Origin of the sequence: Rhodococcus sp. C3V (genome assembly GCF_029269915.1) — a bacterium.
Taxonomy (GTDB): domain Bacteria; phylum Actinomycetota; class Actinomycetes; order Mycobacteriales; family Mycobacteriaceae; genus Rhodococcus_F; species Rhodococcus_F qingshengii.
In genome coordinates this window covers 78419-92016 of the sequence record NZ_JARJBE010000006.1, presented here as the reverse complement: position 1 = coordinate 92016, position 13598 = coordinate 78419, and the positions used below count along the sequence as shown (strand labels likewise).

Here is a 13598-nt window from a genome sequence, read left to right as displayed (position 1 = left end):
ACCTACTCGGTCACACACCCGCAGTCTTAGTCTCGAGCAGTTTCAGCTCACTACCCGATCATCACGGGAGTGGACCGCCTGCAGCGATCGCAGACAGTGTCGCGAACTCGTCAGCCTTGAGCGACGCGCCTCCGACAAGAGCGCCGTCGACGTCGGTCTGGCCGACGATCTCTCCGACGTTCTTGGAGCTGACGCTACCGCCGTACAGAACGCGAACGCCGGCCGCGACCTCGGCGTCGGCAAGTTCGGCCACTGTTGCTCGCACCGCAGCACACACTTCCTGTGCATCGGCGGCAGAAGCGACACGGCCGGTGCCGATGGCCCAGACAGGTTCGTACGCGATGACGATCTTGGAGATCTCCTCCGCGCTCAGGCCCGCCAACGAACCCTTGAGCTGGTCGACGTTGTAGGCGACATGCTCGCCCGCTTCGCGGATCTCGAGGCCTTCGCCGATGCACACGATCGGCGTGAGGCCGTTCTTGAGAGCAGCCTTCGTCTTCGCGAGGACGGTCTCGTTGGTCTCACCGTGAAGGGTGCGACGCTCGGAGTGACCGACCACGACGAAGGTGCAACCGAGCTTGGCCAGCATGGAGCCGCTGATCTCGCCCGTGAACGCACCCGAGTCATGAGCCGAGACATCTTGCGCGCCGTAAGTGAGGAGGAGCTTGTCGCCCTCGATCAGCGTCTGGACGCTTCGGATGTCGGTGAACGGCGGGATGACCGTGACGTCCACTTTGTCGAAGTACTTCGCAGGCAAGGAGAAAGCGATCTTCTGCACCAGGGCGATAGCCTCGAGGTGGTTCAGATTCATCTTCCAGTTGCCGGCGATCAACGGCTTACGTGCCATGTCGGATCAGCCTTCCAGTACTGCGATGCCAGGCAGCTCTTTGCCCTCGAGGTACTCGAGGGAAGCGCCACCACCGGTGGAAATGTGCGAGAAGCCCTCGTCCGGGATACCGAGCTGACGAACGGCTGCTGCGGAGTCGCCGCCGCCGACGACGCTGAAGGCGCCCTTCTCGGTTGCCTCCACGATTGCCTCGGCGACACCGCGGGTGCCTGCCTCGAACTTCGGGAACTCGAACACGCCCATCGGGCCGTTCCAGAACACCGTCTTGGCGCCGGTCAGGATCGCGGCAAAGCGCTTGACCGACTCCGGTCCGATATCCAGACCCATCCAGCCGTCGGGAATCTTGTCGAACGGAACGATCTTCGACTCGGCATCGGCCGAGAAGGAGTCCGCGACGACAACATCCTGAGGGATGTGGATGACGTCGGCGTACCGGTCGAGGAGATCCTTGCAGGTCTCGATCATGGACTCTTCACACAGCGAATTGCCCACGGACACACCCTGAGCCGCGAGGAACGTGTAGAACATTCCGCCGCCGATCACCAGAGTGTCGACCTTCGGCGCCAGTGCCTCGATGACGGCCAGCTTGTCCGAGACCTTGGAGCCACCGAGCACCACCGCGTACGGACGCGCCGCGTCCTGCGTGAGCTTGGCGAGCACCTCGACCTCGGCGCCGACCAGGTATCCGGCGTAATGCGGGAGCAGCTTCGCGACGTCGAAGACCGACGCCTGCTTACGGTGAACAACACCGAATCCGTCGGAGACGAATGCGCCGTCGTCACCGACCAGCTCGACGAGAGCCTTGGCGAGCTTGACCCGCTCGGCTTCGTCCTTGCTGGTCTCGCGAGGGTCGAAACGGATGTTCTCGAGCATCAGGACGTCACCATCGGTGAGTCCTTCGGAACGAGCCAGCGCGTCCTGTCCCACGACGTCACCGGCGAGTTGCACGTTGCGACCGAGGATTTCGGCCAACTTCGCGGCAACCGGTGCGAGGGAGAACTTGGGATCGGGCTGACCGTCGGGGCGCCCGAGGTGCGCGGTCACGATGACCTTCGCTCCACCCTCGGCGAGTGCCCGCAGGGTGGGAGCGGACGCGACGATGCGACCCGGGTCCGTGATTTCTCCGCCATCCAACGGGACGTTGAGGTCGGAACGCACCAGTACGGTGCGCCCCTCGACCCCAGCGTCCAGCAGATCCTTCAGCGTCTGAACTGCCACTGTTATCGAAACTCCGCTCAGAGAGACTTGGCGACGAGGCCGATGAGGTCGGCGAGGCGGTTGGAGTAGCCCCACTCGTTGTCGTACCAGGAGACGATCTTGACCTGGTCGTCGATGACCTTCGTCAGACCCGAGTCGAAGATCGACGAGTGCGGGTCGGTGACGATGTCCGAGGAGACGATCGGTGCGTCGGTGTACTTCAGGATGCCCTTGAGGGGTCCTTCGGCAGCAGCCTTCATCGCAGCGTTGATCTCGTCGGCGGTGGCCGACTTCTTCAGGTTCGCGGTGAGGTCGGTGACCGAGCCCGTGGGGATCGGCACGCGCAGTGCGTAGCCGTCGAGCTTGCCGAGCAGCTGCGGGAGAACCAGGCCGATTGCCTTGGCTGCACCGGTACCGGTGGGAACGATGTTGAGGGCAGCTGCGCGGGCGCGACGGAGGTCTGCGTGCGGAGCGTCCTGCAGGTTCTGATCCTGGGTGTACGCGTGGATCGTGGTCATCAGACCCTTGACGATGCCGAACTCGTCGTCGAGAACCTTGGCGATGGGGCCGAGGCAGTTGGTGGTGCACGACGCGTTGGAGATGATGTTCTGGCTGCCGTCGTACTTGTCGTCGTTGACGCCCATCACGATGGTGATGTCTTCACCCTTGGCCGGAGCCGAGATGATGACCTTCTTGGCGCCGGCTTCGAGGTGTCCCTTGGCCTTTGCGGCGTCGGTGAAGATGCCGGTGGACTCGACGACGACGTCGACGCCCAGCTCGCCCCAGGGAAGTTCGTTCAACGGGCCACGGTGTGCGAGGGCCTTGATGCGCTGATCGCCGACGACGATCGTGTCGTCACCGTCGAGCGACACGTCGTACGGCAAACGGCCGAGGATGGAGTCGTACTTCAGCAGGTGAGCGAGCGTCGCGTTGTCAGTCAGGTCGTTGACTGCCACGATCTCGATATCGGTGGTTCCGAGCGCCTTCTGCGCATCCACCGCCCTGAAGAAGTTACGTCCGATACGGCCGAAACCGTTTACGCCAACCCGGACAGTCACAATTCGCTCCTTTGACCATGATTCTGGTGTGCAACTTGACCCACGCATACTCCGAATCCGTGTGTGCACGACGCGGACGTGGGGTTCATCGGTCGATGTGACTCATACCCTAATGCGCGTGGCCCGAACGTGCGCAGCCCACCCTGACGGAGGGCAGGTCACCCCTCTTCGAGTAGCTCCACATTCACTGCGGATTCGGTGTCGGGTATGCCCGTTTCCTTGGCCTTGCGATCAGCCATGGACAGCAGGCGACGGATACGTCCGGCAACGGCGTCCTTGGTCATCGGCGGGTCGGCCAACTGGCCGAGTTCTTCGAGGGACGCCTGCCGATGCTCGACGCGCAGTGCACCCGCCGCCGCGAGGTGATCGGGCACGTCCTCACCGAGGATCTCCAACGCACGCTCGACGCGCGCAGCAGCCGCAACGGCAGCGCGAGCAGAGCGTCGCAGGTTTGCGTCGTCGAAATTGGCGAGACGATTGGCGGTGGCGCGGACCTCGCGTCGCATCCGCCTCTCCTCCCACACCAGGCGTGTGTCCTGGGCTCCCATTCGGGTCAGGAGATCGCCGATGGCCTCACCGTCGCGGATCACCACACGATCCGTTCCGCGAACCTCACGTGCCTTCGCCGAGATCCCCAGACGCCGCGCAGCTCCAACCAGAGCAAGTGCAGCTTCCGGGCCGGGGCAGCTCACTTCGAGCGCCGACGAACGGCCGGGTTCGGTCAGGGAACCGTGCGCGAGGAACGCACCGCGCCACGCTGCTTCGGCGTCGCCGACACTTCCGCCGACGACCTGCGCAGGCAAGCCGCGAACCGGGCGCCCGCGAAGATCGAGCAGTCCCGTCTGGCGCGCGAGGGCCTCACCCTCCTTCGCCACACGCACGATGTAACGAGCGGACTTTCGAAGCCCGCCCGCACTGAGTACGTGCACGTCGGCACTGTAGGTGAACAGGTCGAATATCTCCCGGCGCAGACGTCGCGCCGTGGAGCCCAGATCCACCTCTGCTTCGACGACCACCCGGCCGCCGACGATGTGGAGCCCACCGGCAAAGCGCAGCAACGCGGAGACCTCTGCCTTGCGGCAGCTGACCTGAGTCACCACTAACCGGCTCAGTTCGTCCTTGACCTCCGCTGTCATTGCCACGAAGCGTTCTCCCTCTGTTCTTCGGATTGCTGTTCTTGCAGGGAAGACTGTGTCGAATCCCCTACTGCCGCACTGCTCGACAGTTCAGCCAGTACATCGGCCAGTTTTGCCGGATCGTGTACATGCGCTGCGCCCGGTGAGGTGTCCGCGACATCCGCGTACCTGACTTCGGCTGAAAATTGATCCGCCGCACGCTGCAGATGTTCACGTTCACGCCCGGCCGGTACCGACGCCGAGTCGACCACCACGTAGTCGACCCGGAAATCGGGCACGTGTTGGGAGAGTACGTGCAGGTGACGCTCCGCGGAGAATCCGGCGGTCTCCCCCGGCTCGGGTGCGAGATTGAGCACCAGTACCTTTCGAGCCTTCGTCGACGACAGTGATTCGACGAGTTCGGGTACCAGGACGTGTGGGATCACGCTCGAGAACCACGATCCCGGGCCGAGAACCACGAGATCGGCACGATCGATCGCAGTCACGGCATCGGGGCACGCGGGCGGATTGGACGGGAGCAGTCTCACACGCCGAACCTTGCCCGGGGTGGTCGCGACGGCAACCTGTCCACGAATGCAGCGGCTGACGCGGGGGTCCTCTTCGAGTCCCTGAACGTCGGCTTCGATCTCGAGCGCGATCGGCGACATCGGCAGCACACGGCCACGGATTCGCAGCAGTCGCGCCATCTCGTCGAGCGCGACGACCGGATCGCCGAGCACCTCGGTCAGTCCGGCCAGGATGAGATTGCCCACCGAGTGCCCGGCAAGTGCGCCGACACCGCCGAAGCGATGCTGAATGGTCCGAGTCCAGTCGACTATCTCGGGTTCGTCCGACGCGAGAGCTGCCAGCGCCATCCGGAGGTCTCCAGGCGGGATGACGCCGAGTTCGGCGCGCAGCCGGCCCGACGAACCACCGTCGTCGGCGACCGTGACCACGGCGGTGACGTCGAACGTCAAGCGTCTGACGGCCTGGAGCGTGGCGAACAATCCGTGCCCGCCGCCGAGCGCGACGATGGCCGGCCCCTCGGGTGTCTCCCGCGAGCGATGTGTCGGTTCACTCATTCGCGCCCCAGATCCCGGTGCACGATGCTGACCGAGATGTCGTCCTCGGAACCCAAACGCCTCGCGAGAGCTTCGGACATGGCTACGCTTCGGTGCTTACCGCCGGTGCATCCGACCGCAATTGTCATGTAGCGCTTTCCTTCTCGTCGATATCCGGCGATCGTCAAATCCACCAGATGTCGGTAGGTGTCGAGATAGTCTTCCGCGCCCTCGCGCGACAACACGTAGTCGCGAACGTCGGCGTCCTGACCGGTGTGCGGGCGAAGTTCAGGGATCCAGTGGGGATTGGGCAGGAAACGAACGTCACAGACGAGATCGGCGTCCATGGGCAGGCCGTACTTGAATCCGAACGACTGGACCGTCACCTTCATCGTTCGGTTGGCATCGTTTCCGAACGCCGTTTCGATCTTCTGACGCAGCTGATGCGCCTTCAGTGCCGACGTGTCGATGACCAGATCGGCGGCCGCCTTCACCACGGCCAACTGCCGACGCTCGGCTGCGATCCCTTCGGACAACGTGCCGTCGATGCCGTCGTTCTGCAACGGATGACTGCGGCGCACCTGTTCGAACCGTCGGATCAACACGTCGTCCGACGCTTCGAGGTACAGCACCCGAGTGTGGATCGGTTCCGCCTCGAGCTCGGTGAGCACCCACCCGAGATCGCCGGTGAAGAGTCGACTCCGCACGTCGATCACGACGGCCAGACGATCGACCGGCGGATCGGAGGTCAAGCTCAGACCGACCATTCGGGAAATGAGCTCAGGTGGCAAATTGTCCGCGACATACCAGCCGAGGTCTTCGAGCACCTTGGCAGCGGTACTCAAACCTGCTCCGGACAATCCCGTCACCAGCAGGAAATCCATCGTTCGACTGTCTTTGGCGCTGTCGGTAGTCACTGTGCACTCGGCCCCGTCGTCGGCATGGACAATTCTCGCGACTCGGAGCCCTCGTCGCCGCTACCGGATTTGGCGCTGGGCGCGTCAGCAGACGTAACAGACGATTCGGATTCCGTGTCCAGCTCATCATCCCCTACCGCGGCTGGCAGCGCTCGAGCTTCAGCGCCCGCGTCGGCTGCAGCCGAATCCGTGCCGAGTGCGGCCAGAACTGCTGTGGCGGTGGTCTCACCGATACCGGGGACCTGCATGATCTCCTCGACCGTTGCCGTTTTCAGCTTCGCCACGGAACCGAAGTGAGCCACCAGAGCGGTTCGACGAGTTTCACCGAGCCCCTTGACCGAATCCAGAGCCGAAGCCGTCATCCGCCTCGAGCGTTTGCTGCGATGGAACGTGATCGCGAAGCGGTGGGCTTCGTCTCGGATGCGCTGCAGTAGGTACAACGACTCGCTCGTCCGAGGGAGGATGACCGGATCTTCTTCCCCCGGTACCCATACCTCTTCGAGTCTTTTGGCCAACCCGACTACCGCGACGTCAGTGACCCCCAGCTCGTCGAGGACCCCCGCTGCCGCCGTGACCTGAGGGGCGCCGCCGTCCACGACGAACAGATTGGGCGGATAGGCGAACCGCCGAGGCCGGCCCGTCGCCGGGTCGATCGCCGCTTCGGGAGCCAGGTCCCCACCGTCCGAGTCCATGGTCGACGCCGACGCCGCGAGGACGCCCAGGTCGCGGTTGTGGCGCAGGAACCGCCGACGCGTGATCTCGGCGATACTCGCGACGTCGTCGGAATGACCGTCGCCGGCGGCTTCCTTGATCGCGTAGTGCCGGTAGTCCGACTTACGCGGGAGCCCGTCCTCGAACACGACCAGTGACGCCACGACGTCGGTTCCCTGGACGTGACTGATGTCGATGCATTCGATTCGTAGCGGAGCCGAGTCCAGGTCCAGTGCTTCCTGGATGCCCTGCAGCGCCGCAGAACGCGAAGTGAAATCGCCGGCACGCTTGAGCTTGTGCTGCGCCAGAGCCTCTTTCGCGTTTCGCTGAACTGTTTCGGCGAGGTCTTTCTTGTCGCCGCGTTGCGGAACCCGCAGTTGCACTTGCGATCCCCGAAGCTTGCTCAGCCACGCCTGGATCTCGGTCGCGTTTGCCGGCAGAACCGGCACCAGAACTTCCTTGGGAACTGCGCTGATCCCGGCCTCGGAACCCGCTCCCGGGTCGAGGGCCGCCTGCTCCCCGTAGAACTGGGTGAGGAACTGCTCGACCAGGATCGGCAGGTCGGACTCGGCGTCGAGTGCGGCCCAGTCGATGGCGTCGCCTGCCTTCTCCACGACCCATCCACGCTGACCCCGCACGCGTCCGCCCCGCACGTGGAACACCTGAACGGCGGCTTCGAGATCATCGGTGGCAAAGGCGACGAGATCGGCGTCGGTGCCGTCACCGAGTACGACGGCCTGCTTCTCGAGCGCCTTGCGCAAAGCGCCGATATCGTCACGCAGACGGGCTGCGGTCTCGAAGTCGAGATCCTCGGAAGCCTGCTGCATGCGCTTTTCGAGATCTTTGACCAACTTGTCCGTGCGGCCGGCGAGGAAGTCGCAGAAATCTTCGACGATCTGTCGATGCTCCTCGGCGCTGACTCGCCCGACGCAGGGCGCCGAGCACTTGTCGATGTAGCCGAGCAGACACGGACGACCGATCTGGTTGTGCCGTTTGAAGACTCCGGACGAGCACGTTCGTGCGGGAAAGACTCGTAGCAGCAGATCGAGAGTTTCGCGGATCGCCCAGGCATGGGAGTAGGGACCGAAGTACCGGACACCCTTGCGCCGCGGACCGCGGTAGACGAACAGTCGCGGGAACTCTTCGTTGAGCGTCACCGCGAGAACCGGATACGTCTTGTCGTCGCGGTACCGGACGTTGAACCGCGGATCGAATTCCTTGATCCAGTTGTACTCGAGCTGAAGCGCTTCGACTTCGGTACTGACGACGGTCCACTCGACGCTGCCGGCGGTGGTCACCATCTGCCGAGTACGGGGATGAAGTGTCGTGACGTCCGCGAAGTACGAGTTCAAACGTGAACGGAGGCTTTTCGCCTTTCCGACGTAAATGACCCGACCATGCGGATCGCGAAATTTGTAGACGCCCGGCGCAGCCGGAATGGTTCCGGTAGCGGGGCGGTAAGTCGAGGGATCCGGCACGGTTTCAGGTTAGTCGCCGCCACCGACCGACTCGGAAACGCGCAGGATGCGGGCACCGAACCGGTCGGAAGACGTCAGTTGCTCTTGTGCGCGACCGGTGCGTAGCGGTCGGCCAGTTCGCGGAACTTACCGACCGTGTCGACGGCGTACTCGCGGTCGTTGGACTGGATCGCCATCACTGCCATGTACTCGTCGTCGGGCAACTCGATGCGTGCCCAGGCGGCACCGTCGGGGAACGAGAGTCCCTCGAACAGATCCCAGTCGACGATCTTCTCGCCCAGGATGTTTCGTACGGCGATACCCTGCTTGCCCACCTTGACCCGGGGCCGCGTCAACATCAGCACACCGAGAGCCAGAATGGTGCCGATGCCTGCCATCGCGATCTGGTCCGCGGCACGGAAGTACACGCCGGTGGACCCCTGGCGGAGCAGGAGTGCAAGTGTGACGTGAACGATCACCAGGAGGACGGCAACTCCGATCGCGTATCGCGTCGACTTACGCGGTGACGCGATCAGTTCCCAGTTCTCGTTGTCGCCGGGTGTACTCATCGAAACGAATCCTCGGTCCATGGTGCTCGGAGATGGCGCAGGGTCACTGCGGTGTCCAGTGCGGCGGCGCAGGCCTGTGCGCCCTTGTCCTCGACGCTACCCGGCAGACCCGAACGGTCAAGAGCCTGCTGCTCGGTGTCGGTGGTCAGGACACCGTTCCCCACGGGGGTGCTTTCGTCGAGCGAGACGCGTGTGAGGCCCGCGGTGACCGCGTCGCACACGTACTCGAAGTGCGGCGTACCGCCGCGGATGACAACACCGAGAGCGACGACGGCGTCGTGCGTGCGCGCCAATGCCTGCGCAACGACCGGCAGTTCGATCGCGCCGGCGACACGGACCAGTGTCACGTCCTTGATCTGTGCTTCCTGCGCGACGCGCTGCGCGCCGGCGATCAGGGCCTCGGAGATCGTCGCGTGCCACTGCCCGGCAACGATCGCCAGCTTCAGATCCTTGGCCTCGGCGATCGCGAGCTGCGGCTGACCTTCCCCGCTCACAGTGCGGTTCCCGGCTGTGCGGTGTTCTGGTTCGCCTCGTACTCGTCCAGTCCGATCAGATCGTGACCCATCCGATCGCGCTTGGTGCGCAGGTAGGTGAGGTTCTCCGCATTCGCGCGCAACGGCATCGGAACACGATCGGTGATCTGCAGGCCGTAGCCGTCCAGACCCACACGCTTGGCCGGGTTGTTGGTCAGCAGACGCATCGACGAGATCCCCAGATCGACGAGGATCTGGGCACCGATGCCGTAGTCACGGGCGTCCGCCGGTAGGCCGAGTTCGAGATTGGCGTCGACGGTGTCGGAACCGGCGTCCTGGAGCTGGTAGGCCTGCAGCTTGTGCATGAGACCGATGCCACGACCCTCGTGCCCGCGCATGTACAGAACAACGCCGCGGCCCTCCTGGGCGACCATGTCCAGTGCGGCGTCGAGCTGCGGGCCGCAATCGCACCGCAACGAACCGAAGACGTCGCCGGTGAGGCACTCGGAGTGAACGCGGACGAGTACGTCGCTACCGTCTCCGTCGGGGCCTGCGATGTCGCCGCGCACCAGCGCAACGTGCTCGACCTCGTCGTAGATGCTGGTGTAGCCGACAGCGGTGAACTCACCGTGGCGGGTGGGGATGCGGGCCTCGGCGATACGCAGCACGTGCTTCTCGTGCTTGCGACGCCACGCGATGAGGTCCGCGATCGAGATCAGAGCAAGGTTGTGTTCGTCGGCGAAGACTCGCAGCTCGTCGGTCTGAGCCATCGCGCCTTCGTCCTTCTGGCTGACGATTTCGCAGATGACGCCGGCAGGACGCAGGTCCGCCATGCGGGCGAGGTCGACTGCAGCTTCCGTGTGGCCAGGACGACGCAGTACTCCGCCTTCCTTCGCGCGGAGCGGAACGACGTGACCGGGGCGAGTGAAATCGTTGGCACCGGATTCGGGGTTGGCGAGCAGACGCATCGTCGCAGCGCGGTCCGACGCCGAGATGCCGGTACCGATTCCCTCACGGGCGTCGACGGTGACGGTGTACGCCGTACCGTGCTTGTCCTGGTTGGTGGCGTACATCGGGGGCAGGCCCAGCCGATCGCAATCGTCACCGTCGAGCGGCACGCACAGGTAGCCGGAGGTGTACCGGACCATGAACGCCACCAGTTCCGGGGTGGCTTTCTCGGCGGCGAAGATGAGGTCGCCCTCGTTCTCGCGATCCTCGTCGTCCACGACGACAACAGCTTTACCTGCAGCGATATCTGCTACTGCGCGCTCGATACTGTCGAACCTGGTCACGTGCTCGCACTCCAAAGTCTTGACTTTTCACATCATCGAATACAACAAGTGCATCCGACGGATGCACTGACAACCCTACGACCAATCGGACGGGTCCGATCAGCCTGGTCCTACCGACCGGCAGAGTGAAGCCGCTCGACGTACTTCGCGATCACGTCCACCTCGAGGTTGACCGGCGTACCGACCACAGCGGTTCCGAGCGTCGTCAACTCGAGCGTTGTCGGGATCAGCGAGATCTCGAAGTACTCGAACCCGCGGTCTCCGCCCAGCGCGGAGACCGTCAGCGAGACTCCGTCGACGGTGATCGAACCCTTCTCCACGACGTAACGGGAAATGGAGTCGGGCAGTGCGATCCGCACTACCTCCCAGTTCTCGGACGGCGAGCGGGAAATGACGTGGCCTGTTCCATCGACATGCCCTTGAACCAGGTGGCCGCCGAGTCGGCTGTTCAGCGCCGCGGCACGCTCGAGGTTGACGCGAGAGCCGACATCCAATTTCGCCAGGCTCGAGCGGTTCAGGGTTTCCTGCATGACATCTGCGGTGAACGAACCGTCGGCAAGCACGTCGACCACCGTCAGGCACACTCCGTTGACCGCGATCGAATCACCGTGGCCGGCGTCGGAGGTGACCAGTGGCCCGCGCACCGTGAAACGTGCAGCATCGACCAGTTCTTCCTTGGCGACGATTTCGCCGAGTTCTTCCACAATTCCTGTGAACACGCGCCCTACTCCTCGTTCCCCGGAGCAGAACTCTCCGGAACCAGACTCAACAAAATATCGGGGCCGATCGTTACCGCAGACTCCAAACGGAATCGGTGGGCGTCGGTGATGGTGTGCACTCCGGCATCGACGAGTGCGGAGGCGCCCGCGCCGAGCAGGATCGGAGCGATGTATGCCTCTATGACGTCGACATATCCGGCGGCAAGGAATGCTCCGGCCAGACGGGGCCCACCCTCGAGAAGTACGTCCGTGTACTCCCCCAACGCCTCGACTACTTCGTCGATGTTGTCGGTGTTGAGCACCAGAGTCGGTGCGGTGTCGTCGAGAATGCTTGCTGTCGAGGGTATTTCGCGCTTTCCGACGACGACGCGAACGGGCTGGTGCGCCGCGAGCTCACCGGTGGGCTGACGTGCGGTCAGCCACGGATCGTCGGCGAACACGGTGCCGGTACCGACCACGATCGCATCGATCTGCGCTCGCTGCGCATGCACGCGCGCCCTCGCCTGCGGACCGGTGATCCACTGACTCGTTCCGTCCTCGGCGGCGCTGCGTCCGTCCAGACTGGCCGCGTACTTCCACGTGATGTGCGGGCGACCGGTGCGCTGTTTGTGCAGCCAGGCCCGCAGTGGACCAGCTTCCACCTCGGGTGCTCTCAGTCCGGCCGTGACGCTGATTCCAGCGCGCATGAGCGTCGCTGCGCCGCCGGAAGCCTCGGGATTGGGATCACCGACGGCGTAGACAACCGCCGAGACTCCGGCATCGATCAATGCCTGTGAGCAAGGGCCGGTTCGCCCCTGGTGATTGCACGGTTCCAGTGTCACCACTGCCGTACCGCCACGCGCTGCATCGCCGGCCTCGTCGAGAGCCACGACCTCCGCGTGCGGTCCACCGGGCGGTTGCGTCATACCGACGCCCGCGATGGTTCCGTCGGCAGCGAGGATGACCGCGCCGACCGGTGGGTTGGGGCTGGTGAATCCGCGCGCGGAATCAGCTGCGGCCAGCGCGATCTGCATCGCGGCGTCGAGATCAGCCGTCGACGCCTGTCCACCCTTTGCCATCGAGCGGCTCAGACCGACAGCGTCAGGTGCGGCGACGCCGAGGCGGCCTGCGCGCGCAGCTTGCGCACCGCCTCACCGGGATCACTCGCTCCGTACACCGCCGAACCGGCGACGAAGCAGTCGATCCCTGCTTCAGCGGCCTGCTCGATCGTGGAAGCGTTGATGCCGCCGTCGATTTCGACAAGGAGCGTCAGCTCACCCGAGTCGACGAGCTTTCGAACTGCGCGTGCCTTGTCGAGCACCTGAGGCATGAAGGACTGACCACCGAATCCGGGTTCGACGCTCATGATCAAGAGGGTGTCGAAGTCCTTGAGGATTTCCAGGTAGTCGTCGATCGGGGTTCCAGGCTTGATGCTCAGCCCCGCCTTGGCACCAGCTGCACGAATATCGCGGGCAACCGAACGCGGATCGTCGGTGGCCTCGGCGTGAAACGTGACGTTGTACGCACCGGCCTCGGCGTACGGCGGCGCCCAGCGCTCCGGATTCTCGATCATGAGATGGCAGTCGAGCGGAATATCCGTCGCCTTCAGCAGACTCTCGACCACCGGCAGACCCAGCGTGAGATTGGGAACGAAATGCGCGTCCATCACGTCGACGTGAAGCCAGTCGGAGCCGGACACGGCAGTCGCTTCATCAGCGAGTCGAGCAAAATCTGCGGACAGAATGGACGGTGCAATCATCGGGGAAGCCACGACGCCGAGTTTAGCTGTGTCTCATTGCCGACCGTGCATGCACATCGGAGCCGGTGAAATCCGATCAGTTCTTGACGACGGTGTGGAGCTTTCGCACCTTGGCCGGTGCCTTGATACGCCACGCGTCTTCGAGCATCTCACCCAACTGCACCTCGTCGATCAGTTCGAGGTGCACGAGGATCGAGCCGTGCCCGTGATAGTGATCGGTGGTGAAGAAAGCCGCCTCGCCACTGGCGAGTAGCGCCTCCTTCTCGTCCAGACCGCACATCACGACCAAAGCGCCCTCCGCTTCGGTGCGGAGCCGCGCAAAAGTCTTACCTGCCACCTTGAGTGCCGGGGTGTTGTACGAGGTCGACTCTTCCACGGAGGGAAGAGCCGAACCGAGTACTACAACCTGTTCCCACGTAACCATGTAGGCACCATACGACTACC

Annotated in this window: 14 protein-coding genes; all 14 read right to left on the bottom strand. The window is 64.0% G+C overall.

The window, feature by feature from the left end:
- Positions 1–61: 61 nt before the first annotated feature.
- On the bottom strand, positions 62–847 hold the full coding sequence (tpiA, locus tag P3G66_RS17340; protein WP_042445664.1) for a triose-phosphate isomerase: 786 nt from the start codon (positions 845–847) through the stop codon (positions 62–64).
- A 6-nt stretch (positions 848–853) separates the two neighbouring features.
- Entirely contained in the window at positions 854–2065 is a 1212-nt protein-coding gene (locus P3G66_RS17335) for a phosphoglycerate kinase (protein WP_003944901.1), read from the bottom strand.
- A 17-nt stretch (positions 2066–2082) separates the two neighbouring features.
- On the bottom strand, positions 2083–3102 hold the full coding sequence (gene gap / locus P3G66_RS17330; protein WP_003944851.1) for a type I glyceraldehyde-3-phosphate dehydrogenase: 1020 nt from the start codon (positions 3100–3102) through the stop codon (positions 2083–2085).
- 158 nt (positions 3103–3260) lie between these two features.
- A complete protein-coding gene (gene whiA / locus P3G66_RS17325) occupies positions 3261–4238 on the bottom strand; it encodes a DNA-binding protein WhiA (protein WP_021344225.1) in 978 nt (325 codons plus the stop codon).
- A complete protein-coding gene (gene yvcK / locus P3G66_RS17320) occupies positions 4235–5299 on the bottom strand; it encodes a uridine diphosphate-N-acetylglucosamine-binding protein YvcK (RefSeq protein ID WP_042445666.1) in 1065 nt (354 codons plus the stop codon). Before yvcK ends, whiA begins: the two co-directional genes overlap by 4 nt.
- The gene (gene rapZ, locus P3G66_RS17315; RefSeq protein WP_003944872.1) at positions 5296–6195 is read right to left on the bottom strand and encodes an RNase adapter RapZ; all 900 of its coding nucleotides are present in this window, start codon (positions 6193–6195) and stop codon (positions 5296–5298) included. The genes yvcK and rapZ overlap by 4 nt, the downstream gene beginning before the upstream one ends.
- Positions 6192–8384 (bottom strand): excinuclease ABC subunit UvrC, encoded by a 2193-nt coding sequence (gene uvrC, locus P3G66_RS17310; protein ID WP_276116923.1) that lies wholly within the window; start codon positions 8382–8384, stop codon positions 6192–6194. Before uvrC ends, rapZ begins: the two co-directional genes overlap by 4 nt.
- Positions 8385–8458: 74 nt before the next feature.
- A complete protein-coding gene (locus P3G66_RS17305; RefSeq protein WP_003944987.1) occupies positions 8459–8932 on the bottom strand; it encodes a PH domain-containing protein in 474 nt (157 codons plus the stop codon).
- On the bottom strand, positions 8929–9426 hold the full coding sequence (ribH, locus tag P3G66_RS17300) for a 6,7-dimethyl-8-ribityllumazine synthase (protein ID WP_003944999.1): 498 nt from the start codon (positions 9424–9426) through the stop codon (positions 8929–8931). The genes P3G66_RS17305 and ribH overlap by 4 nt, the downstream gene beginning before the upstream one ends.
- The gene (locus tag P3G66_RS17295) at positions 9423–10697 is read right to left on the bottom strand and encodes a bifunctional 3,4-dihydroxy-2-butanone-4-phosphate synthase/GTP cyclohydrolase II (RefSeq protein ID WP_003944833.1); all 1275 of its coding nucleotides are present in this window, start codon (positions 10695–10697) and stop codon (positions 9423–9425) included. The genes ribH and P3G66_RS17295 overlap by 4 nt, the downstream gene beginning before the upstream one ends.
- 110 nt (positions 10698–10807) lie before the next feature.
- Positions 10808–11416 (bottom strand): riboflavin synthase, encoded by a 609-nt coding sequence (locus P3G66_RS17290; RefSeq protein ID WP_003944892.1) that lies wholly within the window; start codon positions 11414–11416, stop codon positions 10808–10810.
- Between the two features lie 5 nt (positions 11417–11421).
- The gene (ribD, locus tag P3G66_RS17285) at positions 11422–12474 is read right to left on the bottom strand and encodes a bifunctional diaminohydroxyphosphoribosylaminopyrimidine deaminase/5-amino-6-(5-phosphoribosylamino)uracil reductase RibD (RefSeq protein WP_030536416.1); all 1053 of its coding nucleotides are present in this window, start codon (positions 12472–12474) and stop codon (positions 11422–11424) included.
- A gap of 8 nt (positions 12475–12482) precedes the next feature.
- Positions 12483–13166 carry a ribulose-phosphate 3-epimerase gene (rpe, locus tag P3G66_RS17280; RefSeq protein ID WP_019748384.1) on the bottom strand — a complete coding sequence of 228 codons (684 nt, stop codon included), beginning with the start codon at positions 13164–13166 and terminating at the stop codon, positions 12483–12485.
- A 64-nt stretch (positions 13167–13230) separates the two neighbouring features.
- On the bottom strand, positions 13231–13578 hold the full coding sequence (locus P3G66_RS17275) for an MmcQ/YjbR family DNA-binding protein (protein WP_003944924.1): 348 nt from the start codon (positions 13576–13578) through the stop codon (positions 13231–13233).
- Positions 13579–13598 lie beyond the last annotated feature (20 nt).